The organism is Vibrio sp. 10N.239.312.D08, from assembly GCF_041466145.1.
In the GTDB taxonomy this organism is placed as follows: domain Bacteria; phylum Pseudomonadota; class Gammaproteobacteria; order Enterobacterales; family Vibrionaceae; genus Vibrio; species Vibrio crassostreae_C.
Genome location: NZ_JBFSSD010000034.1, coordinates 17,319 through 40,603 on the forward strand (window position 1 = coordinate 17,319; position 23,285 = coordinate 40,603).

Genomic DNA, 23,285 nt, shown 5'->3' on the forward strand with positions numbered 1-23,285 from the left:
AAGGAATTCGCTCAATGTCTAAGCGTGGTTTAGGAAAAGGGCTAGATGCATTGCTTGCAACTAGCTCATTGGCTCGTGAAAAACAGCAAGTTGCTTCTCATAGTCAGGCGTTGTCGGCTGATGGTGAGCTTATTGAACTGGCTGTTGGTTGCTTGAAGCCTGGTGTATATCAACCGCGTAAGGATATTGCGCCTGAAGCGCTAGAAGAGCTGGCAGCATCAATTCAATCTCAAGGCATTATCCAACCGATCGTAGTTCGCCCATTGGCGCACGACCAGTTCGAGATTATTGCTGGTGAACGTCGTTGGAGAGCGGCTCGTCAAGCTGGCCTTAAACAAGTGCCATGTTTGGTCAAGAGAGTCGAAGACAAAGCCGCTATCGCGATGGCGTTGATTGAGAATATTCAGCGTGAAGATCTGAATGTTATCGAAGAAGCACAAGCGCTAGAGCGACTACAGAACGAATTTGAGCTGACACACCAACAAGTCGCTGATGTAATCGGTAAATCGAGAGCTACGGTGAGTAACTTATTACGTCTAAATCAGCTCGAAAATGAAGTAAAAGGTTTAGTTTCCAATAAACAACTGGAAATGGGGCATGCTCGAGCACTGCTTGCGCTTGAAGGTGATACCCAGGTTGAAGCAGCAAACACTGCGGCAACCAAAAAAATGACCGTGCGTCAAACTGAGCAACTTGTCAAAAAGTGCTTAAAACCAGACGTTGAAGGTGAATCGAAGCCTGAAGACACAGAAGCTATCGAACTTTCACGAAGACTCACGGAAAAATTGCAAGCAAACGTTTCAGTTACTCGTTCTGTTAGCGGTAAGTCAAAAGTGACAATTACTCTTGATGAGCCTCACAAATTAGAGCAACTTATTGCTAAACTAGAGTACTAAATGAGATAATTGATTTAGGTCAATTATGTAATAAACAAGTAATTTCGTACAAAAGTTGTAGGTTTGTATGCAAAAATGTAAATGATTGCTGCATTGTTATTGCAATCAATTTGGCTGAACGTATAATTTTCGCCAATTTCTCAGCACGCTTTTAAGCGAGTAGTAAAGAAGGCTTAAAAGAGGAACGAATACATGGTAGCGGCGTTAGCAAGACCAGGACGAGTGCTTGCAAAGCAAATGTTATTGATCGAGCTTAGCGCGGTTATATTAGTGGCGATAGGGTTAGGTTTAGCTGTTAATCCTGATTGGGGTTTTGCTGCATTAATCGGTGGCGGTATTTTTGTCATCGCAAATGCAGTTTTTTGTGTGTGTGCTTTCCTATTTAGTGGAGCTCGCGCAACTAAGTTAGTTGCGGCGTCGTTCTATGCAGGCGAAGCGCTAAAAATCCTTATCACAGTTCTACTATTCTCTATTGTCTACATGTATATGCAGGTGGAATTAGTTCCCCTCAAACTGACCTATTTACTGGTTCTAGGTATTAATATCTTTGCGCCAGTGCTTTTCATTAACAATAAAAAATAGGATGAGTTATGGCTGCGCCAACAGCATCCGGATACATTGAGCACCACTTACAAAACCTTTCTTTAGCTAAGTTTGGTCTTGTAGAGGAGACAAGTTTCTGGAACGTACATATAGACAGTCTGTTTTTTTCGGTGTTGACAGGGATGTTATTCCTTTGGGTTTTTCGCTCAGTCGCTAAGAAAGCAACAGTAGGTGTACCTGGTAAGCTTCAGTGTTTTGTTGAAATGGTAGTTGAATTCGTTGATGGCAACGTTAAAGACACTTTCCATGGCCGCAACCCTCTGATTGCTCCATTAGCACTGACTATATTCTGCTGGATTATTTTAATGAACTTGATGGACTTAGTGCCTATCGATTTCTTACCATATCCTGCGGAGCATTGGCTAGGTATCCCTTATTTGAAAGTGGTTCCTTCAGCTGATGTTAATATAACCATGTCAATGGCCTTAGGTGTTTTTGCTCTGATGATCTACTACAGCATCAAAGTAAAAGGCTTAGGTGGATTCGCCAAAGAACTTGCTTTACATCCATTTAATCACCCAATCATGATCCCGTTTAACCTACTGATTGAAGTGGTATCGCTACTCGCGAAGCCTCTATCACTTGGTATGCGTCTATTCGGTAACATGTTCGCAGGTGAGGTTGTATTCATTCTTTGTGCGGCAATGCTACCGTGGTATTTACAATGGGTAGGCTCTCTACCTTGGGCTATCTTCCATATCTTGGTTATTTTGATTCAAGCATTTGTTTTCATGATGTTAACAATTGTTTATTTATCAATGGCCCATGAAGATGGCGATCACTAAAAATTTTTAAGTTTTATTCTAACTATTAATGTTAATCGGAGAACGTAAATGGAAACTGTACTAAGTTTTTCAGCAATCGCTGTTGCTATTATTGTTGGTCTTTGTGCCGTAGGTACTGCAATTGGTTTTGCTATTCTTGGTGGTAAATTCCTAGAAGGCGCTGCGCGTCAACCTGAAATGGCTCCAATGCTACAAGTTAAGATGTTCATCATCGCTGGTCTACTGGATGCTGTTCCAATGATCGGTATCGTAATCGCACTACTATTCACGTTTGCTAACCCATTTGTTGGTCAACTAGCAGGCTAATTAACTGTTAATTAGTTAATTAAATTTTTGTAGTTGATTCTTAACGAGGGGTAGCTGTTGTGAATATGAACGCAACTCTGTTAGGTCAAGCAATTGCTTTTTCTATGTTTGTTTGGTTCTGCATGAAATATGTATGGCCACCAATCATGCAAGCAATTGAAGAGCGTCAGAAAAAAATTGCTGACGGTCTAGTAGCCGCTGAACGCGCTGCTAAAAACTTGGATCTAGCACAAGCCAACGCTTCTGACCAATTGAAAGAAGCGAAGCGCACCGCAACTGAGGTTATTGAACAGGCAAATAAACGCAAGGCTCAAATTATTGATGAAGCTCGCGAAGAGGCTCAGGCAGAACGCCAGAAAATCTTAGCGCAAGCGGAAGCCGAAATTGAAGCTGAGCGCACACGTGCCCGTGATGACCTGCGCAAACAAGTCGCAACTCTGGCAATTGCTGGTGCTGAGAAAATCCTTGAGCGTACAATCGATAAAGATGTACACGATGATCTTCTTAACAACATTACTGCAAAACTTTAAAGCAAGGGGCTGTATATGTCTGATTTGACTACAATCGCACGCCCCTATGCTAAAGCAGCGTTTGACTTTGCGGTAGAGAAAGGTGAGCTAGACCAATGGGGTCAGATGCTTACTTTTGCTGCCGAAGTGGCACAAAATGATGATGTTCACAATTTCTTAAGCAGCTCTCAAACTGCTGAAAAATTAGCTGAAGTATTCATTGTAATTTGTGGCGAACAATTTGATGAATTCGGCCAGAACTTGATAAAAGTAATGGCAGAGAATGGCCGCTTAATGGCTTTTCCTGATGTTTGCAAAGAGTTCTTATTGCTCAAACAAGAGCACGAGAAAGAGATCGACGTTGAAGTCACTTCAGCGGTTGAACTTTCTAAAGAACAACGCGCAGAGATCAGCAGCAAATTGGAACAGCGCTTAGCGCGCAAAGTTCAGCTGAATTGCAGTATAGATGAGACTCTACTTAGTGGAGTTATTATTCGAGCCGGAGACCTAGTCATCGATAACTCAGCGCGCAGTCGTTTAGACCGCCTGAGCGATGCATTGCAGTCTTAATGGGGATTGGAGCATGCAACTTAATTCCACTGAAATTAGCGATCTAATTAAACAACGTATTGAATCTTTCGACGTTGTTAGTGAAGCTCGCAATGAAGGTACTATCGTTTCGGTAAGCGATGGCATCCTTAGCATTCACGGCCTAGCGGACGTGATGCAAGGTGAAATGATTGAACTACCGGGTGGCCGTTACGCGCTAGCACTTAACTTGAACCGTGATTCGGTTGGTGCTGTTGTAATGGGCCCATATGCTGACCTACAGGAAGGCATGAAAGTTACAGGTACGGGCCGCATTCTTGAAGTGCCAGTAGGTCCAGAACTACTTGGTCGTGTTGTAAACACACTAGGTGAGCCAATTGATGGCAAAGGTCCTATCGAAGCGAAACTGACTTCGCCTGTAGAAGTAATTGCACCAGGTGTAATCGACCGTAAATCGGTAGATCAACCTGTACAAACTGGTTACAAGTCTGTTGACTCAATGATCCCAATCGGTCGTGGTCAACGTGAACTAGTAATCGGTGACCGTCAAACTGGTAAAACAGCGATGGCGATCGATGCGATTATTAACCAAAAAGATTCAGGTATTTTCTCTATCTACGTAGCAATCGGTCAGAAAGCATCGACTATCGCTAACGTAGTTCGCAAACTAGAAGAGCACGGCGCGCTAGCTAACACTATCGTTGTTGTTGCATCAGCTTCTGAATCTGCAGCGCTACAATACCTAGCGCCATACGCAGGTTGTGCGATGGGTGAATACTTCCGTGATCGCGGTGAAGATGCACTGATTGTTTATGATGATCTATCTAAGCAAGCAGTAGCTTACCGTCAGATCTCGCTACTACTTAAGCGTCCACCAGGTCGTGAAGCGTTCCCAGGTGATGTTTTCTACCTTCACTCTCGTCTACTAGAGCGTGCTGCTCGTGTAAGCGAACACTACGTAGAAACATTCACTAACGGTGAAGTGAAAGGCAAGACTGGTTCTTTAACTGCTCTTCCTATCATCGAAACGCAAGCTGGTGACGTATCTGCATTCGTACCGACGAACGTAATCTCGATTACCGATGGTCAGATCTTCCTACAAACTGAGCTATTCAACGCGGGCGTACGTCCAGCTGTTGACCCAGGTATCTCAGTATCTCGTGTAGGTGGTTCAGCGCAGACTAAAATCATCAAGAAGCTATCTGGCGGTATCCGTACAGCTCTAGCACAGTACCGTGAACTTGCGGCATTCGCACAGTTCTCGTCTGACCTTGATGAAGCGACTAAGAAGCAGCTAGACCATGGTCAAAAAGTTACAGAGCTAATGAAGCAGAAGCAATACGCTCCTATGTCTGTATTTGACCAAGCACTTGTAATCTTCGCTGCAGAGCGTGGTTACCTTCAAGACGTAGAGCTTGCTAAGCTTCTAGACTTTGAAGCTGCTTTACTATCGTTTGCTCGCGGTCAATATGGCGATCTAGCTACACAGATCGACACAACGGGTGCTTACAACAATGATATCGAAGCTGAGCTGAAGAAGCTTGTTGACGATTTCAAAGCAACCCAGACCTGGTAATTGGTGGGTGGCCTTCGGGTCACCTCATACCATTAACGGAGAGTAACGATGGCCGGCGCAAAAGAGATACGTAATAAAATCGGTAGTGTTAAAAGCACACAGAAGATTACGAAAGCAATGGAAATGGTAGCAGCTTCAAAAATGCGTCGTTCTCAAGACGCAATGGAAGCTACTCGTCCATATGCAGAAACAATGCGTAAAGTGATCGGTCATTTGGCTAACGGTAGCCTTGAGTATAAGCATCCTTATCTTGAGGAACGTGAAGCCAAACGTGTTGGTTACATCATCGTTTCTACAGACCGTGGTCTTTGTGGTGGTTTGAACATTAACTTGTTCAAGAAAGCCATGAACGACATGAAAGATTGGTCTGAGAAAGGTGCTGACGTTGAACTGGCAATTATCGGTTCAAAAGCAACAGCATTTTTCAACAACAGCGGCGCGAAAGTAGCAGCTCAAGTTTCTGGCCTAGGCGATAGCCCTAGCCTTGAAGACTTAATCGGCTCTGTAAGCGTAATGCTAAAGAAATATGATGAAGGTGAATTGGATCGCCTGTTCGTAGTGTTCAACAAGTTTGAGAACACTATGGTACAAGAACCAACGATCGATCAATTACTTCCTTTGCCTAAATCAGATAGCGAAGATATGCAGCGCGATCATGCTTGGGACTACATTTATGAGCCTGAGCCAAAACCACTACTAGATGCACTATTGGTTCGTTACGTCGAATCTCAAGTGTACCAAGGTGTGGTAGAGAACCTTGCTTGTGAGCAAGCGGCTCGAATGATTGCAATGAAAGCTGCAACCGACAACGCTAGCGACCTAATCGATGATTTAGAGCTTGTGTACAACAAGGCGCGTCAAGCGGCTATTACACAAGAACTTTCTGAGATCGTTTCAGGCGCAGCAGCGGTTTAATCGCTTATTCGTTTTAAGCTTAGGTAAAACTAAATAGTTAGAGGATTAACGATGGCTACAGGTAAGATCGTACAGATCATCGGTGCGGTAGTCGACGTAGAGTTCCCACAGGGCGAAGTACCTCGTGTATACGATGCTCTGAATGTTAATGAAGTGAAAGAGCGTCTAGTTCTTGAAGTTCAGCAACAACTTGGCGGTGGCGTAGTTCGCGCAATCGTAATGGGTAGCTCTGATGGTTTACGTCGTGGTTTGACAGTTGAAAATACTGGCGCTCCAATCTCAGTACCAGTAGGTACTAAGACCTTAGGTCGTATCATGAACGTTCTAGGTGACGCGATTGATGAGTGTGGTGAAATCGGTGCAGAAGAGCACTACGCAATTCACCGTGAAGCTCCAAGCTACGAAGAACAGTCTAACGAGACAGCTCTTCTAGAGACGGGTGTTAAGGTAATCGACTTGGTTTGTCCATTCGCTAAGGGTGGTAAAATCGGTCTATTCGGTGGTGCAGGTGTAGGTAAGACCGTTAACATGATGGAACTTATCAACAACATCGCACTTCAACACTCTGGCCTATCTGTATTTGCAGGTGTAGGTGAGCGTACTCGTGAAGGTAACGATTTCTACTTTGAAATGCAGGAAGCAGGCGTTGTAAACGTTGAAAACCCTGAAGAATCTAAAGTAGCGATGGTTTACGGTCAGATGAACGAGCCACCAGGTAACCGTCTACGTGTTGCACTGACTGGTCTAACAATGGCTGAGCGTTTCCGTGACGAAGGTCGTGACGTTCTACTATTCGTAGATAACATCTACCGTTACACGCTTGCAGGTACTGAGGTATCAGCACTTTTAGGCCGTATGCCTTCTGCGGTAGGTTACCAACCTACTCTTGCAGAAGAAATGGGTGTTCTACAAGAGCGTATCACGTCAACTAAGCAAGGTTCTATCACGTCTGTACAGGCGGTATACGTACCTGCGGATGACTTGACTGACCCGTCTCCAGCAACAACGTTCGCGCACTTGGATGCAACGGTTGTACTTAACCGTAACATCGCAGCTATGGGTCTATACCCAGCGATCGACCCGCTAGATTCTACATCTCGCCAACTGGATCCATTGGTAGTTGGACAAGAGCACTACGACATCGCTCGTGGCGTTCAGTCTACACTTCAGCGCTATAAAGAGCTGAAAGATATCATTGCTATCCTAGGTATGGACGAGCTATCTGAAGAAGATAAGCAAGTAGTATCTCGTGCTCGTAAGATTGAGAAGTTCCTTACTCAGCCTTACCACGTAGCGGAAGTATTTACTGGTGACCCAGGTGTTTACGTACCTCTAAAAGAGACTCTACGTGGCTTCCAAGGTCTACTATCTGGTGAATACGATGACATTCCAGAGCAAGCGTTCATGTACTGCGGTACTATCGACGAAGCTATTGAGAATGCTAAGAAGCTATAAGGCTAACTAGGAGGCGATATGGCAGCAATAACCTTTCACCTAGACGTAGTAAGTGCAGAGAAAAAGCTTTTCTCTGGTCTTGTTGAGACGTTTCAGGTGACCGGTAGTGAGGGTGAACTTGGTATTTTCCATGGTCACTGTCCACTGCTGACCGCTATAAAGCCTGGCATGGTGCGTATTGTTAAGCAGCACGGCCACGAAGAAATCATTTATGTTTCTGGTGGTATGGTAGAAGTTCAGCCTGGTACAGCAACTGTACTGGCTGATACAGCTATCCGTGGTGAAGAGCTAGACGCAGCAAAGGCGGAAGAAGCTAAGCGCAAGGCTGTGGAGAATATCCAAAATCAGCATGGCGACATAGACTTCGCACAAGCGGCCGGTGAACTGGCTAAAGCCATTGCTCAGTTACGAGTTATCGAACTGACAAAACAGCGTCGTTAATCTTTTTAAGATTACAGACTCTGAGATAAAGGCGACCTAAGGGTCGCCTTTTTGCATTTTTAGATTCTCAAAAATGCTTCTTTTACGTATCACTACTGGTTGAATGGTTATTGCGATTTAATTTTTTGCCCAAAAACGGTTACAATATCGGCTTAATAAAAATAACGTTGGATAGGTTTACAATGAAGTTTAGCGCGGTAATTCTCGCGGCGGGCAAAGGCACTCGCATGTATTCAAACACACCAAAGGTTCTGCACACACTTGCGGGTAAGCCAATGGTGAAGCATGTTATCGATACATGTAATGGTCTAGGCGCTCAAAACATCAACCTGGTTTACGGCCACGGTGGTGATCAGATGAAGGCTACCTTAGCTGAAGAATCTGTAAACTGGGCACTGCAAGCTGAACAGCTCGGCACAGGTCACGCTGTGGATCAAGCATCTGCACATTTCGCTGATGATGAAAAAGTATTGGTGCTCTACGGTGATGTTCCACTAATCTCACCTGAAACCATTGAAAACCTATTAGACGCTCAACCAAACGGTGGCATCGCGCTACTTACTGTCGTGTTAGACAACCCGATGGGCTACGGACGTATTATTCGTCGTAATGGCCCTGTTGTGGCTATCGTTGAACAGAAAGATGCAACGGATGAGCAGAAGCTTATCAAAGAGATCAATACCGGCGTTATGGTGGCGACTGGTGGCGATCTGAAGCGCTGGTTGTCAGGTCTAAGCAACGACAACGCACAGGGTGAATATTACCTGACTGACGTTATCGCTGCGGCTCACGACGAAGGTCGTGCAGTTGAAGCGGTACACCCAGTAAGCCCAATTGAAGTGGAAGGCGTTAACGATCGTTCGCAACTGGCTCGCCTAGAGCGCGCTTACCAAGCTACGCAAGCCGATAAGCTATTGAAGCAAGGCGTGATGCTACGCGACCCTAGCCGCTTTGATCTACGCGGTGATCTGCAGTGCGGTATGGATGTCGAGATCGATACTAACGTTATCATTGAAGGCAGTGTCAGCATTGGTGATAATGTGGTTATTGGTACGGGATGTGTACTGAAAGACTGTGAGATTGACGACAACACCATCGTTCGTCCATACAGCGTTATTGAAGGGGCAACGGTGGGGGAAGACTGTACCGTTGGTCCATTCACTCGCCTACGTCCGGGTGCCGATATGCGTAATAACTCGCACGTCGGTAACTTTGTTGAAGTGAAGAACACTCGCCTTGGCGAAGGCTCTAAAGCCAACCACCTGACTTATCTTGGGGATGCTGAAATTGGTCAGCGCGTAAACGTGGGTGCGGGTGCAATTACTTGTAACTACGATGGGGCGAATAAGTTTAAGACCATTATTGGTGATGACGTGTTTGTTGGTTCAGATAGTCAATTAATAGCGCCTGTTACGATTGGTAATGGTGCGACGGTTGGTGCTGGCTCTACAGTGACGCGTGATGTGTTGGAAAATGAGCTGGTTATCAGCCGAGCTAAAGAACGTAAGATTGCTGACTGGCAGCGTCCGACTAAGAAAAAGTAGTCTCTTAACAAATAAGATGATTTAAATGAAAGTCAGTAGTACCGCTACTGGCTTTTTTTTATTTATCTAGATATAAAAAAAGAGCGAGTAATCTCGCTCTTTTTTGTTTTCGTTAATCCAGAAATTAGTCTTGTTTCTCGTCAGCGACCACTCGAGAGTTGTCTGGTGTCGCGAAGTGTTCAGAAAGCTCTTTGTTCGAAACAATATAACCAACCCACAATGCACCCAAACAGATCACAACTGCAATACCCGTCGCGCTTAGTGCTTGGCTCGCCATTGCTGCGACCAATGCACTTGATAGGCCACTGATACTGATTTGCAGGCTGTTTTGTAGGCCAGCAGCTGTTGCTGGGCTTTGTTTAGCGCTTGATAGGGCACGGTTTACTACGATTGGGTAAAGAGCACCGTTTGCGACAGCAATCAAACAGAAAGGTGCTAGTAGAGGCCAGATTGACGTCAGTTCCCACTGTGATGCGATAAAGATAAGCATCGCCGCTACACTGAACAAACCGATAAGGTTTCTTAGTACAACGCCATCGCCATATTTCTTCACTGCTTGCTTACCGAAGTAACCACCCGCCATGAACGCGATTGTTTGTGGGATAAAGCTCAAACCGATGTCTTTTGCTTCATAACCTAGTTGAGCCATGATCTCTGGCATACCCGTTAGGTAAGCGAAGAACGCTGCAGATGCTGAAGCAAACATTAAGACATTACCCATGTAAGGCTTTGATTTAAGCAACATCTTGATGTCTGTCTTAATCGATGTCTGTTTTACTTCAGGCGCTTCTTTTGGTTGAGCCATTGTTGTCGCCACTAGCAGTGCACCCATCAAGGTTAATGTGATGAAGATGCTGTGCCAGCCAAAGCTATCCGCCAGTAACACACCTAGCTGAGGTGCTAATGCAGGAGATAGCGCAACCAAAGGCATGATGGTTGCAAAAATTTGTTGGCTACTGCTTTGTGAGTAACGCTTGATAACCATTGCTTGCCAGATTACCGCAGGAGCACATACGCCGATCGCTTGAATGAAGCGCAGTGTCAGTAGATGCCATACCTCGGTGCTGAATGCTAAGCCGAATGAAGCTGCAGTAAAGATAACAAGACCAACCGCCAGCGTATTACGGTGACCATACTTGTCACTCGCCAGACCCCAAAGAAGCTGACCCATTGCCATACCGCCAAGGAATACCGTTAAAGACAGGGCAATCTGCTCTGGGCCGGTTGCGAAATCAACTTCCATTGCCTTAAATGCAGGAAGGTACATATCGGTCGCAATAAAGCCAAGCATTGAAAGAACTGCAAGGTAGACCAATTGAAATTTAGAAATATTCATAAGATGCCATTAAGCTAAAGGTAATGATGTTTTTATCATCAAAAAAATTGTTTGATATACAGAAGTGAAAGCCCCTGTTTATTTATGCTGACATTCTATTTTTCAGACCTGATAAAATAAAACGCTAAAATATGTGGTTATCAATCAAAAAATTTGAAGGCTTATGTTCTCTAAATCCTCTTTAGAAATGCTCGATACGGTAGCGCGCTTGGGCAGTTTTACCGCGGCGGCTGAGCAGTTGCACAAAGTGCCCTCGGCGATCAGTTATGGTGTCAGACAGGTCGAACAAGAACTGGATGTGCTGCTTTTCAGGCGTTTACCGAGAAAGGTTGAGCTCACTCCGGCAGGTGAACTGTTCATTGAAGAGGCGCGTGCACTACTGAGGCAAATGGAAGAGGTCAGTGCCCAGACTCGTCGAGCAGCTCGAGGTTGGAAGAAAACCTTGCGTCTGACGCTCGATAATGTGGTGAAGCTCGACAAGATGAAGCCGATGATTGAAGAGTTCTATCAAACCTTTGAGTTTGCCGAACTTCAGATCAACATGGAGGTATTCAACGGCTCATGGGAAGCGATTGCACAGGGCAGGGCGGATATCGTGATTGGCGCCACCTCAGCTGTGCCAGTTGGTGGCGATTTTGAAGTCAAAGACATGGGGCAATTAGATTGGGCATTTGTAATGTCGCCAAGTCACCCGTGTGTGCGCGAACAGAACCTCAATGAAGAGTTCGTGAGCCAATATCCAGCCATCTGCTTGGATGATACCTCCAGTGTGCTCCCTAAGCGACACACAGGCCACTACTCAAGTCAAAGACGCCTGTTGTTACCCAATTGGTATAGCGCAATTGAATGCCTTAAAAATGGAGTAGGGGTGGGTTATATGCCGAGGCACATTGCCGCGCCAATTATCGAACAAGGCTTGCTGGTGGAAAAAATACTGCCTGAACCGAGTCCGCAGAGTCATTGTTGTTTGGTGTGGCGAAAAGACGATAACCATAAGTTGATCGAGTGGATGGTGAAATACCTAGGATCGAGTGAACAACTTCACCAAGATTGGTTGGATCATCGCAAGGCGGTCTAATGATCTTAGCGAGAAGATCCTTTTCAAGTTTGAGTTGAATCAGCACCAATAAAAAGAGCGAGTAAATACTCGCTCTTTTTGATTCGGTCGTTAACTCTTATGACAAGAAGAACTTGTAGGAAGGGTTATCGGTTTCATCTTTACACTGATAGCCAAGCTCTCGTAGATGTGTTGAGAACTGAGCTAAATCATCATCATCCAGTTCGAATCCACACAATACACGGCCGTAATCAGCGCCGTGGTTACGGTAGTTGAACAGGCTGATATTCCAATGGGTACCTAAGGTATCAAGGAACTTAATCAATGCTCCTGGGTATTCAGGAAACTCGAAGCTGTATAGGCGCTCTTTCAATGGTTTTGATGGTTTGCCACCAATCATGTAACGAATGTGCAGTTTTGCCATCTCATCATCAGAGAGATCGACAACCGGGTAGCCGCCCTCACGTAAGTCATTGATGATGTGTTCGAGTTCTTCTTGACCACCTTGTAGGCGTACACCAACGAAGATATTCGCTAGGCTTTCGTCGTTGTGGCGGTAGTTAAACTCAGTTACCGCTCGACCACCAATAATATTACAGAACTCTAGGAATGCTCCTTGTCGCTCTGGAATCGTAACCGCAAGTAGACCTTCTCGCTTTTCACCCAGCTCACAACGTTCAGACACATAGCGCAGACCATGGAAGTTGGTATTAGCACCAGAAAGTACAGTTGCCAGTTGTTTGCCTTGCAGTTGGTTCTGCTCTACAAACTTCTTTAAACCAGCCAGAGCAAGCGCACCAGAAGGCTCGGCAATCGCACGAGTGTCTTCAAAGATGTCTTTGACCGCAGAGCAGATCTCATCGCTAGACACGGCAATGTGACCATCGATGTACTGCTGACACAGACGGAATGTCTCTTCACCAATGCGCTTAACCGCAACGCCATCAGCAAACATACTCACTTGATCAAGAACCACTGGCTCACCAGCATCCAGTGCTGCTTTCAAACAAGATGAGTCTTCTGGTTCAACCGCGATAACCTTGATTTCTGGCATCAGCTGCTTTACTAACACAGCAACACCAGCAGCTAAGCCACCGCCACCGACAGGCACAAAGATGTAATCCATGTGACCATTTTGCTGCAGCATCTCCATACCCATGGTGCCTTGACCAGCGATCACCAACGGGTGATCGAATGGAGGAACAAAGGTATAGCCGTGTTCAGCTGAAAGACGTTCAGCCTCTGCTTTAGCTTCATCAAAGTTGCTGCCGTGCAGAACCACGTTACCGCCAAAGCCACGTACCGCATCAACCTTGATGTCTGGTGTGGTTTTCGGCATCACAATCGTGGTTTGAATACCAAGCTTAGAACCGGACAGCGCCATACCTTGAGCATGGTTACCTGCCGATGCTGCAATTACACCTGCGGCTTTCTGTTGCTCTGAAAGGCTTGATACCATGTTATAGGCACCACGTAGCTTGAACGAGTGAACCGGCTGACGGTCTTCACGCTTTAGCTGAACCTGATTACCAATACGAGCACTTAAGCGAGGCATCTCTTGCAGAGGTGTCACGATTGCCGCTTCGTAAACTGGCGCTCTCAGGATCTGACGCAGGTAATCTGCGCCAGTTTGTTTTACGGGACTGACCGTGTCATCACTCATAGACTAGTCCTCTAGCTTAGACTTATCACGCACGGCGCCTTTGTCGGCACTGGTTGCCATGCTTGCGTAAGCTTTCAGTGCGAATGAAACTTCACGCTGACGGTTTTCTGGTTTCCAGCCTAGTGCGTCTTGCTTAACACGACGCGCTTCTAGCTCGGCTTCAGGCACATCAAGTGTGATTGAACGGCTAGGGATGTCGATAGTGATGATATCGCCAGTGTTTACTAGACCAATCACACCGCCACTTGCTGCTTCTGGAGAAGCGTGACCGATAGACAGACCCGATGTACCGCCAGAGAAACGTCCATCTGTTAATAGAGCACAAGACTTGCCTAGACCCATAGATTTTAGGTAAGTGGTTGGGTAAAGCATTTCTTGCATGCCCGGACCACCTTTAGGACCTTCGTAACGAATAACAACCACTTCGCCCGCTTTCACTTTGCCACCTAAGATGCCATCAACAGCACTATCTTGGCTTTCAAATACGATAGCAGGACCTTGGAATTTCAGGTTTTCTTCATCAACGCCTGCTGTCTTAACGATACAGCCATCAACCGCGATGTTGCCCGAAAGAACCGCCAGGCCGCCTTCTTGGCTGAATGCGTTCTCTTTAGTACGGATACAACCTTCTTTACGGTCGTCATCAAGACGATCCCAACGGCAATCTTGTGAAAATGCTTTGGTAGTACGAATGCCTGCAGGGCCAGCACGGAAGAACTTAAGCACTGCTTCGTCTTCTGTCTGCATGATGTCGTATTGAGCTAGCTGCTCTTGCATGCTTAGGCCAAGTACAGTGCGAGTTTGATTGTTCAGTAGGCCTGCGCGGTCTAGTTCACCTAGGATTGCCATAACACCACCAGCGCGGTGAACGTCTTCCATGTGGTATTTAGGTGTTGAAGGCGCAACCTTACATAGGTGTGGAACGCGGCGAGACATCTCGTCGATATCACCCATATCAAAGTCGACTTCACCTTCTTGAGCTGCTGCCAATAGGTGAAGAACGGTGTTACTCGAGCCACCCATTGCGATATCTAGAGCCATTGCATTTTCAAAGGCTGCGCGGTTCGCGATGTTACGAGGCAGTGCTGATGCGTCATCTTGCTCGTAGTAACGCTTAGTCAGGTCAACGATACGCTTACCAGCATTGATGAATAGCTCTTCACGGTCAGCGTGCGTTGCTAGCATAGAACCGTTACCAGGCTGAGATAGGCCTAGCGCTTCAGTTAGACAGTTCATTGAGTTAGCCGTGAACATACCTGAACAAGAACCACATGTCGGACACGCAGAACGTTCTACTTGCTCACTTTGCTCATCAGAAATCGTTGGATCGGCACCTTGAATCATTGCATCAACAAGGTCTAACTTGATGATTTGATCGGAAAGCTTGGTTTTACCTGCTTCCATTGGGCCGCCTGATACAAAGATCACTGGGATGTTTAGGCGCATAGCAGCCATCATCATTCCCGGAGTGATTTTGTCACAGTTAGAGATACACACCATCGCATCTGCACAGTGCGCATTCACCATGTACTCTACTGAGTCTGCGATAAGCTCACGTGATGGCAGTGAGTACAGCATGCCGCCGTGACCCATTGCGATACCATCATCAACCGCGATGGTGTTGAATTCTTTAGCGATACCGCCCGCTTTCTCGATTTCACCCGCAACCAGTTGACCCATATCTTTAAGGTGAACGTGGCCTGGTACAAATTGAGTGAAAGAGTTTACAACCGCGATGATTGGCTTACCGAAGTCATCATCTTTAACACCAGTTGCACGCCATAAAGCGCGCGCACCAGCCATGTTGCGTCCGTGGGTAGTCGTTGCTGAACGATAGATTGGCATTGCTTAAATCCTTATAAAATATTTGGCTGTTGCTTACTTAGTTGTTTGCGTTTGGTTTTCTGAAGTTTGGTCTGCTGGGTAAACGTAGTCTAACCAGCCCCACTTATCTTCAGTGGTTCCATTGAATAGACCAAAGTAAGCCGCTTGAACTTTTTCAGTGATAGGACCGCGTTTGCCTTCACCTACTGTAATTTTGTCTACGCTACGAACCGGAACGATTTCCGCCGCTGTGCCTGTCATGAATACTTCATCAGCAAGGTATAGCGCTTCACGAGCAATGTTCTCTTCACGGATCTCATAACCCATGTCTTTTGCTAGTGTCATGATCGAATCACGCGTGATACCCGGCAGAATCGCACTGGTCGCTGGTGGTGTGGATAGCACGCCGTTACGTACCACAAAGATGTTCTCACCAGCCCCTTCAGAAAGGTAACCATCAACACTCAGTGCGATGCCTTCATCGTAACCATGACGGCGAGCTTCGCCACCAACTAATAGTGAAGATAGGTAGTTACCACCGGCTTTTGCTGCGGTTGGGATCGTGTTTGGAGCGGCACGGTTCCAGCTAGAAATCATTGCATCAACGCCGTTTTCTAGTGCTTCTTCGCCTAGGTAAGCCCCCCAAGGGAAAGCAGCGATGATCAGTTCCATCTCAGTATTTTCTGGCGGGCAGACACCCAAACCAACGTTACCTACGAAACCTAGAGGGCGGATGTACGCTGACTCTAGCTTATTTTGGCGTAGCGTTTCGCGAGTCGCTTCCATAATTTCTTCCTCAGTGTAAGGAATAGGGAAGCGATAGATTTTTGCTGAGCCTTTTAGGCGCTTAGCATGTTCAGGGTGACGGAAGATAACCGGCCCTTTTGGTGTGTTGTAACAACGAACACCTTCAAACACAGAAGTACCGTAGTGCATTGCGTGAGTCAGGACGTGAACGTTCGCCTCTGCCCAAGGAACCATCTCACCGTTAAACCAAATATAGTCTGCCGTTTTAGCTGTCATGTTTGTGGTTCCTTATGCGTTTATCTTTTGTTGTAAGTTGTTGTTTGGCAATTCATTACGACTGATAGAGATAACGTCAACGGTACGCACATCCCACAGCTTTTCGATTTGATTGACTAAGAAAGAGATCGGACGGTCACTGTCTACAATGATCTCAACACTCGCCACTTTGCTTTCGTGGTTTTGAGTGCCCGCTACTTGCTTAACAATAAAGCCACGGTGGCGGATAACACGAAGAACACGCTCTAGTAGTACAGGCTTATCATCGGCTTTGATGTCTAATAGGTATCTTTTCATGTTATGTGTTCTCCAACATCTCACTGTTTGAAGCACCTGGCGGTACTAGTGGCCATACGTTTTCTTCTTCATCGATAAGAACATGAAGTAGGTAAGCGGTTTTGCTCTCTAGCATCTCTTTTAGTGCTGGCTCTACTTCTTCTTTACGCGTGATGGTTTTGCCCGGGATATCGAACGCTTTCGCGAGCATCACGAAATCAGGGTTGTCATCTAAGATAGTTTCACTGTGGCGGCCATCAAAGAACAGCGATTGCCATTGGCGAACCATACCCAAACGAGAGTTATTAAGCAGTACCATCTTCACTGGGATCTGACGACGCTTCAATGTGCCAAGCTCTTGAATGTTCATCATGAACGAGCCGTCACCAGAGATTAGAATAGATTGGTCATCAGGACGCCCAACCGAAGCACCCATTGCAGCTGGCAAGCCAAAGCCCATGGTGCCTAAACCGGCAGAGGTAATGAAGTTCTGTGGATCGCGAGGCTGAATGTGCTGAGCTGCCCACATTTGGTGTTGGCCCACATCAGTCGATACGATAGAGCTTGCTGGCATCATGTCTGACAGTTGCTTCAACAGCAGTGGAGCAAAAATCAGATCACCAGGGTGGTCGTAACGCCATTTGAATGAGCTACGAAGACCTTCAGAGTGATGAACCCAAGAGGAGATGTCTTGGCTTAGCTCTAGTTGAGGCATGATCTTGTTGATGTCACCGCGAATTGGCGCATTGGCAAGACGCAGTTTGCTGAACTCAGCGGCATCGATATCGATATGGATAACCTTAGCATGCGGCGCAAAGGTATCGAGTTTGCCAGTTACTCGGTCATCAAAACGAGCACCGACAACAATCAACAGGTCACTCTCTTGAACCACAAGGTTAGCGGCTTTAGTGCCGTGCATACCCAGCATGCCAAGGTAGTGTGGGTCGTCACGTTCGATAGTGCCCAAGCCTTTCAGTGTGCTTACTGCTGGCATTGGGTTTAGGCGTAAAAACTCACGAACCGCATCGGTTGCTTTAGCAAGTTGAACACCACCACCTACGTATAAAACAGGACGGGTCGCTTGAGACAAAAAGTACTGTGCCTGTTCAATGGCATCAGTTGTCGCAACAGGAATTGCGGGTGGAGTAAATTCAGGAAGAGCGTTAACAGGTGCTTCTGCTAGTTGAACGTCTTTAGCGATATCGACGATAACCGGGCCAGGGCGGCCAGACTTTGCTACCACAAACGCTTCAGCGAGGGTTGGAGCTAGCTCTTCAATATCAGTTACTAGGTAGCTGTGTTTAGTACATGACAGAGACATACCAATCACATCCATTTCTTGGAATGCATCGGTACCAATGTGGGAACTTGCAACCTGACCTGTGATAGCAACCAATGGGATTGAATCCATAAAGGCATCAGCAAGGCCAGTGACTAGGTTGGTTGCACCTGGTCCCGAGGTTGCCATACAAACAGCGACATCTTGTGTTGCTCTAGCCATGCCGATCGCGGCCATAGCGGCGCCTTGCTCATGGCGACATAGGATATGTTCAACCCCGCCGTCATAGAGTGCATCGTAGATTGGCATGATGGCACCACCGGGGTAACCAAATACGGTCTCAATTCCTTGTTGCTTGAGTGCGGATACGACTAGTTCTGCGCCTTTCATCGGAATTCTCCCGTATTACCTTTATTTTGGTAACTGTTTCCTTTGTCTCTGCACATCTTGTGCTCCCATTCTTCCTGTAAATCGGCAAAGCCGAAAATGCTCAAAAATATAAAAATCGAATGTTTAAATTAGAAAAAACCCCCGGACTTGTCAGTGCGGGGGTTTTTTCTAATTCGTGGTTACTTTCTTCCCACTCGCCCCCGCGCAGTCTTAATAATGACTACGATAATCAGGTTAATCAGTGCGTAAATGCGAGCGTTAAAAATCATAATATTCGAGTTTTCTCGTTTATTGTCTTCAGTAAATGTCTACATCTCTAGTGTTATCACACAAATCTGCCGCATGACAAGGGAAATGTCATTCTTTTTTCACATTAAAATACCATTCCACCAAGCTATATAACAACCTTATCGCTTTGGTGAGCAACGAATATCCAGAGCGAATACTTTTAAATCAAAGACAAAGGAAAGTTATGGGACTCGCGATAATTCATAGCCGAGCTAGTGTGGGTGTAGAGGCGCCAGAAGTGACCGTTGAGGTGCATATAAGCAACGGAATGCCTGGTTTCACGCTGGTGGGTCTACCTGAAACAACGGTCAAGGAATCTAAAGACCGAGTGAGAAGCGCGATCATCAATTCTCGCTTTGAGTTTCCATCGAAAAGAATCACGGTCAATCTCGCCCCAGCCGATTTGCCCAAAGAAGGTGGCCGTTTTGACCTGCCCATCGCGCTTGGGATTTTGGTGGCGTCAGATCAGCTTCCGACATCAAAAATAGCTCAACATGAATTTATCGGTGAGTTGGCATTGTCAGGAGAACTTCGCTCGGTAAAGGGCGTTTTACCTGCGACGTTAGCCGCCGACAGTGTAGAGCGATGCTTAGTTGTCCCACATCATAACGGTGATCAGGCTGCGCTGGTGGGCAAGGGAGCGCATAAATCTGCACAAACCTTGTTGGAGGTTTGTGCTGACATGTGTGGACAGGCTCAGCTTGGGCTATATAGAACGGAACATCATCAGGCTGATGTTTCAGTGCTTCGCGACCTACAAGATATTATCGGCCAACAACAAGGAAAGCGAGCTCTAGAGATAGCCGCTGCTGGGAATCATAACTTATTGTTTCTTGGCCCACCCGGAACCGGAAAAACTATGCTCGCTTCTCGACTGCGTGACCTATTACCTGAAATGAGTGATGACGAAGCGATGGAAACCGCGTCGGTGGCCTCGTTAACGCAACAAGAAATCAATCAATACAACTGGAAGCAACGACCTTTTCGCTCTCCTCACCATTCCAGTTCAATGGCGGCATTAGTGGGTGGTGGTTCGGTGCCTCGCCCCGGAGAGATCTCTTTAGCGCATAACGGCTTATTGTTCTTAGATGAGATGCCGGAGTTTGAGCGCAAGGTGCTTGATTCATTACGAGAGCCACTAGAGTCGGGCGAGATCATTATCTCCCGTGCTGCGGGCAAGACTCGTTTTCCTGCGCGTTTTCAATTGGTCGGTGCACTTAACCCAAGTCCAACGGGTTATTACGAAGGTAACCAGGCGCGCGCCAACCCACAGATCATCCTGCGTTACCTCAATCGCTTATCTGGGCCCTTGCTGGATAGGTTCGATATGTCATTGGAGATACCTCTGTTGCCAAAAGGAATGTTGGCCGAAGGCGGTGATCGCGGTGAAACCACTCAAGTAGTTAAGCAAAGGGTTAGGCAGGCGCGAGAGTTAATGCTATCTCGCAACCATAAATCGAATGCACTGTTAGGTAGCCGAGAAATTGAGAAGTATTGCCCACTGCGACGCGAAGATGCAGAGTTTCTTGAGACAGCACTACATCGCTTGGGTTTATCGATTCGTGCTTATCATCGAATTATTAAGGTGGCACGAACCATTGCCGACCTTGACGGTAACGAGCAGATCGAAAAGAAACATCTATCAGAAGCGCTAGGCTATCGCGCGATGGATCGCTTGCTGAAACAACTCACAGCTCAAGCTGTCTAGCAAGCAGAAAAAGCCTGCTTAGATGCAGGCTTTCGTTGGATTGCAGTTCATACTCGCTAAGGTTAGAACTTGTAGTTCAAGCCAACTGAAACTATATATTGAGACTCGTCGTAGAAGGTAATGTTCGAGTCGCTGGTGCCGTAGCCTGCCAGTGAAATAAACGACCAGTTTTCCCAATCCATGAATTGATCATACTCATAGGCGGCGAATAGGTTGATATTGTCGTCGCTGCGTTTCTTGTCGTAGATCGGGTTGCTCGCATCGTAAGAGCGTTGGCTGTAACCCGCTGTTAGTGCGTACTGGTGACGCCCCATGCCACCAAACAAGCTTACCTCACCACCGAATTGGTCGTAAGATTCAGCTTTACCATCAGCATCACGTGTTTGATAGATGACGGATGGAATAAGCATCATGGTACGACTAAGTGGCAGGCGATATTGACCTTTCAAGTAGAGAGTATTGGCATCTCGTTTGAGCTCTTGATCTTGAATATCATCCTTGTCGACATCTTTGGTCGCATAGGCCATGTCTAGCGAGAAAGCTGAGCCCGCAATGTTGCTTAGCTTCAAACGAAACGCATTGCCAGTTTCATCGGTCTTGGTGCGAGCTGATGTGGTGTTGTATGGATCAGCCCAAGTTTCACCAGACATAATGGTTGGCAGCAGTGAAGCGTCGATCACCATGCCTGACTCAAGTTGGTATTTGTAACCGACTTCGAGAACTACAGTACCTGTTGCTACATCATCTCGCGCGGTACCTGTGTATACCTGATGGTTTAGCTTTTCACCAAAGGTATAAGCAACACTACCTAAAGGAGCAACCAGAAAAGAGCTTTCCGAAGAAGCCTTCTGATCTGTGGATGAAAGATTGCTATCAGCATCGGTATTAAAGTTCGAGGTGGAAGAGGTAACCCCGGTATTGAGAGAGATTTCACCACTGAAACCTTGTTGGTCTGCAAGCTTGGCAAAAGCGGGAGAAGCCGCAACGCTCAATGCCAAGAGAGTTATTTTTATTTTCATTCAAGGGCTCCTTGCCCACCGGTTCTTAGGACGGGTTATTGATAGCAGTAAAGCTTTAAACTTCCAGGTTAATTATTTATCAATAATGATTTTTGAACTAGCAAAAAAAAAGGAAGCCGAAGCTTCCTTTCATCAATGGCTTACTTCTTTAATAAGAAGTTCACGAGCTCGAAGTACTCATCAAGAGAGTTGATACCTTGAGCTTCTACTAGGTAGCGGTTGTTAACCACAACAGCGGGTACACCTGAAAGGCCGCTGTCTTTGAATGCTTTGTCGAAGCGACGAACCATAGAATCTACAGCAAAGCCGTTATACGCAGCATCGAATTTCTTCGCATCAACGCCTTCGTCTAGGAAGATTTGACGCAGTTCTTCTTCATCACGTGGTGGCTTGTTCATTGTGTGGATGCGGTTAAACATCACTGGCACCATTTTATCTTCAACTTTCAGTGCAATCATTGTCGCGTAAGCTTTGCTCATTGGCAGACCCATGTTGCCACCCATGAATGAAACATGGTTCTTCTGTAGCTTAGCGTCTTTAGGTAGCTGTTGTTTTAGCTGCTGGATGATTGGCTCAAAGCTATTACAGTGTGGGCAGTAAAAAGAGAAGAACTCTGTCACCATTGGTTTTTTTGATGCTTCTAGGTCGAGAACTTTGTAGTGTTCACCTTCGTTAAATTTCGCAGCGTGAGCGGTAAGGCTCAACATGATCAATGAGAAAAATGCGAATAGCTTTTTCATTTATCCAATCTCCATTATGTTTGAATTTTTATCTAGTTGTATGTTGCGATTGCTGTTACCACTGAGGCATTAACGAAAGTGGTGGCTCTTGCAGGGTAGCAATTTGCTCTTTACAAGCAAGTACTTGTTGCTCCCAATATTTCGGATCATTAAACCACGGGAAGGCCAGAGGAAACGCAGGATCGTGCCATCGTTTCGCCAACCATGCCATGTAATGCACCATACGTAGACCGCGTAGTGGTTCGATTAGTTTCAGTTGTGCGGTATTAAAATCGCAAAACTCTTGGTAACTCTCTAGCAAAATATCCAGTTGCATCAGCTTATCTTGGCGCTCGCCATTGAGCAGCATCCACAGATCTTGTATCGCAGGGCCGTTACGTGCGTCATCAAGATCGACGAACATTGGCCCATCGCGCCACAAAATATTGCCAGGGTGGCAGTCACCGTGCAGGCGGATATTCTCAATGTTGCTCGGCCACTGGCTCTCTAGCTCTTTGATCAGAAGGTCAACGTCATTGAAGAAGGCATTTTCTAGGTGCGTCGGGATAAACTGAGAGTTCTCTAGAATCTTACGTGGCTGATAAAGGTATTCATCTAAGCTGATGGTCGGGCGATGCTGGAATGTTCTTCCCGCGCTGGCTTTATGAATACGACCAAGAAAGCGTCCTACGCCTTCCAATTGATCTAGATTGTCAACTTCATACTGTCTGCCGCCAACACTTTCAAATAGTGCAAATAGGTAGCCTTGGTATTCATGTAAGGTTGCACCGTTGATTCGCATTGGAGGCGCAACCGGCATCTCTTGTTCGATAAGCTCGAGTGCGAAGTCATGCTCTTCTTGGATCTGTGCCTTGTTCCAGCGTTGTGGACGGTAAAACTTAACGACGTAGCGCTTACGGTCTTCATCGGTGAACTGATAGACACGGTTTTCGTAACTGTTGAGAGCGAGAAGCCCGGATTCAGCGCGAACTCCGATGCTCTCCAGTGCGTACCACATGAAGTCAGGAGTCAGGTTATCAAAGTTAAAGGCTTGCATCGTCATAGAATAAAAAAGGCTCATTACTGAGCCTTTTTCCATTTATTGGGTTGTTATACCAAGCACT

22 protein-coding genes are annotated in these 23,285 nt (G+C 46.3%); 13 read left to right on the forward strand and 9 right to left on the reverse strand.

Annotation, left to right across the window (positions count from 1 at the left end; genetic code table 11):
• Positions 1-14 precede the first annotated feature (14 nt).
• The 11 genes from AB6D58_RS17015 (at position 15) to glmU (ending at position 9,579) form a co-directional block, all read left to right on the forward strand.
• Positions 15-896 (forward strand): ParB/RepB/Spo0J family partition protein, encoded by an 882-nt coding sequence (locus AB6D58_RS17015; protein WP_017058799.1) that lies wholly within the window; start codon positions 15-17, stop codon positions 894-896.
• 192 nt (positions 897-1,088) lie between these two features.
• Positions 1,089-1,478 (forward strand): F0F1 ATP synthase subunit I, encoded by a 390-nt coding sequence (locus tag AB6D58_RS17020; protein WP_017058798.1) that lies wholly within the window; start codon positions 1,089-1,091, stop codon positions 1,476-1,478.
• A gap of 8 nt (positions 1,479-1,486) precedes the next feature.
• A complete protein-coding gene (gene atpB / locus AB6D58_RS17025) occupies positions 1,487-2,284 on the forward strand; it encodes a F0F1 ATP synthase subunit A (RefSeq protein WP_017058797.1) in 798 nt (265 codons plus the stop codon).
• A gap of 48 nt (positions 2,285-2,332) precedes the next feature.
• On the forward strand, positions 2,333-2,590 hold the full coding sequence (atpE, locus tag AB6D58_RS17030; protein WP_004411110.1) for a F0F1 ATP synthase subunit C: 258 nt from the start codon (positions 2,333-2,335) through the stop codon (positions 2,588-2,590).
• Between the two features lie 59 nt (positions 2,591-2,649).
• Positions 2,650-3,120: a F0F1 ATP synthase subunit B gene (gene atpF, locus AB6D58_RS17035; protein ID WP_032545592.1), complete on the forward strand. Its 471-nt coding sequence runs from the start codon at positions 2,650-2,652 to the stop codon at positions 3,118-3,120.
• A gap of 15 nt (positions 3,121-3,135) precedes the next feature.
• Entirely contained in the window at positions 3,136-3,669 is a 534-nt protein-coding gene (gene atpH, locus AB6D58_RS17040) for a F0F1 ATP synthase subunit delta (protein WP_017058795.1), read from the forward strand.
• Positions 3,670-3,682: 13 nt separating this feature from the next.
• Positions 3,683-5,224, forward strand: a complete 1,542-nt coding sequence (gene atpA / locus AB6D58_RS17045) for a F0F1 ATP synthase subunit alpha (protein ID WP_008221384.1) — start codon at positions 3,683-3,685, stop codon at positions 5,222-5,224.
• A gap of 48 nt (positions 5,225-5,272) precedes the next feature.
• Positions 5,273-6,139 carry a F0F1 ATP synthase subunit gamma gene (gene atpG, locus AB6D58_RS17050; protein ID WP_008221382.1) on the forward strand — a complete coding sequence of 289 codons (867 nt, stop codon included), beginning with the start codon at positions 5,273-5,275 and terminating at the stop codon, positions 6,137-6,139.
• 51 nt (positions 6,140-6,190) lie between these two features.
• On the forward strand, positions 6,191-7,594 hold the full coding sequence (gene atpD, locus AB6D58_RS17055) for a F0F1 ATP synthase subunit beta (RefSeq protein ID WP_008221380.1): 1,404 nt from the start codon (positions 6,191-6,193) through the stop codon (positions 7,592-7,594).
• Between the two features lie 18 nt (positions 7,595-7,612).
• On the forward strand, positions 7,613-8,035 hold the full coding sequence (locus AB6D58_RS17060; protein WP_017069564.1) for a F0F1 ATP synthase subunit epsilon: 423 nt from the start codon (positions 7,613-7,615) through the stop codon (positions 8,033-8,035).
• A gap of 182 nt (positions 8,036-8,217) precedes the next feature.
• A complete protein-coding gene (gene glmU, locus AB6D58_RS17065; protein WP_372157855.1) occupies positions 8,218-9,579 on the forward strand; it encodes a bifunctional UDP-N-acetylglucosamine diphosphorylase/glucosamine-1-phosphate N-acetyltransferase GlmU in 1,362 nt (453 codons plus the stop codon).
• Between the two features lie 124 nt (positions 9,580-9,703).
• On the opposite strand, the gene punC is transcribed toward glmU, so the two are convergent.
• The gene (punC, locus tag AB6D58_RS17070; protein WP_017063021.1) at positions 9,704-10,915 is read right to left on the reverse strand and encodes a purine nucleoside transporter PunC; all 1,212 of its coding nucleotides are present in this window, start codon (positions 10,913-10,915) and stop codon (positions 9,704-9,706) included.
• A gap of 163 nt (positions 10,916-11,078) precedes the next feature.
• Here punC and punR point away from each other — a divergent pair, with 163 nt between their 5' ends.
• Positions 11,079-11,993 (forward strand): DNA-binding transcriptional activator PunR, encoded by a 915-nt coding sequence (punR, locus tag AB6D58_RS17075; protein ID WP_136974240.1) that lies wholly within the window; start codon positions 11,079-11,081, stop codon positions 11,991-11,993.
• 97 nt (positions 11,994-12,090) lie between these two features.
• Here punR and ilvA read toward each other — a convergent pair whose 3' ends face one another.
• Genes ilvA through ilvG form a run of 5 tightly spaced genes read right to left on the reverse strand, consistent with a single transcriptional unit; the run spans position 12,091 to position 18,427 of the window.
• Positions 12,091-13,635, reverse strand: a complete 1,545-nt coding sequence (gene ilvA / locus AB6D58_RS17080; RefSeq protein WP_372157857.1) for a threonine ammonia-lyase, biosynthetic — start codon at positions 13,633-13,635, stop codon at positions 12,091-12,093.
• 3 nt (positions 13,636-13,638) lie between these two features.
• Positions 13,639-15,480, reverse strand: a complete 1,842-nt coding sequence (gene ilvD, locus AB6D58_RS17085; protein WP_372157860.1) for a dihydroxy-acid dehydratase — start codon at positions 15,478-15,480, stop codon at positions 13,639-13,641.
• 33 nt (positions 15,481-15,513) lie between these two features.
• Positions 15,514-16,482: a branched-chain amino acid transaminase gene (locus tag AB6D58_RS17090; protein ID WP_372157863.1), complete on the reverse strand. Its 969-nt coding sequence runs from the start codon at positions 16,480-16,482 to the stop codon at positions 15,514-15,516.
• A 12-nt stretch (positions 16,483-16,494) separates the two neighbouring features.
• The gene (gene ilvM, locus AB6D58_RS17095; RefSeq protein WP_017055442.1) at positions 16,495-16,779 is read right to left on the reverse strand and encodes an acetolactate synthase 2 small subunit; all 285 of its coding nucleotides are present in this window, start codon (positions 16,777-16,779) and stop codon (positions 16,495-16,497) included.
• A 1-nt stretch (position 16,780) separates the two neighbouring features.
• Positions 16,781-18,427, reverse strand: a complete 1,647-nt coding sequence (gene ilvG / locus AB6D58_RS17100; RefSeq protein WP_102321080.1) for an acetolactate synthase 2 catalytic subunit — start codon at positions 18,425-18,427, stop codon at positions 16,781-16,783.
• Between the two features lie 472 nt (positions 18,428-18,899).
• Here ilvG and AB6D58_RS17105 point away from each other — a divergent pair, with 472 nt between their 5' ends.
• Entirely contained in the window at positions 18,900-20,423 is a 1,524-nt protein-coding gene (locus AB6D58_RS17105; protein ID WP_017058783.1) for a YifB family Mg chelatase-like AAA ATPase, read from the forward strand.
• 62 nt (positions 20,424-20,485) lie between these two features.
• Here the strand turns inward: AB6D58_RS17105 and AB6D58_RS17110 are convergent, their stop codons facing one another.
• The 3 genes from AB6D58_RS17110 to AB6D58_RS17120 all read right to left on the reverse strand — a co-directional run bounded on the left by AB6D58_RS17110 (position 20,486) and on the right by AB6D58_RS17120 (position 23,224).
• On the reverse strand, positions 20,486-21,442 hold the full coding sequence (locus AB6D58_RS17110) for a DUF2860 domain-containing protein (protein ID WP_065584153.1): 957 nt from the start codon (positions 21,440-21,442) through the stop codon (positions 20,486-20,488).
• Positions 21,443-21,582: 140 nt separating this feature from the next.
• A complete protein-coding gene (locus AB6D58_RS17115; protein WP_017063015.1) occupies positions 21,583-22,182 on the reverse strand; it encodes a thiol:disulfide interchange protein DsbA/DsbL in 600 nt (199 codons plus the stop codon).
• Positions 22,183-22,237: 55 nt separating this feature from the next.
• Positions 22,238-23,224 carry a serine/threonine protein kinase gene (locus AB6D58_RS17120; RefSeq protein ID WP_017058781.1) on the reverse strand — a complete coding sequence of 329 codons (987 nt, stop codon included), beginning with the start codon at positions 23,222-23,224 and terminating at the stop codon, positions 22,238-22,240.
• Between the last annotated feature and the right edge of the window lie 61 nt (positions 23,225-23,285).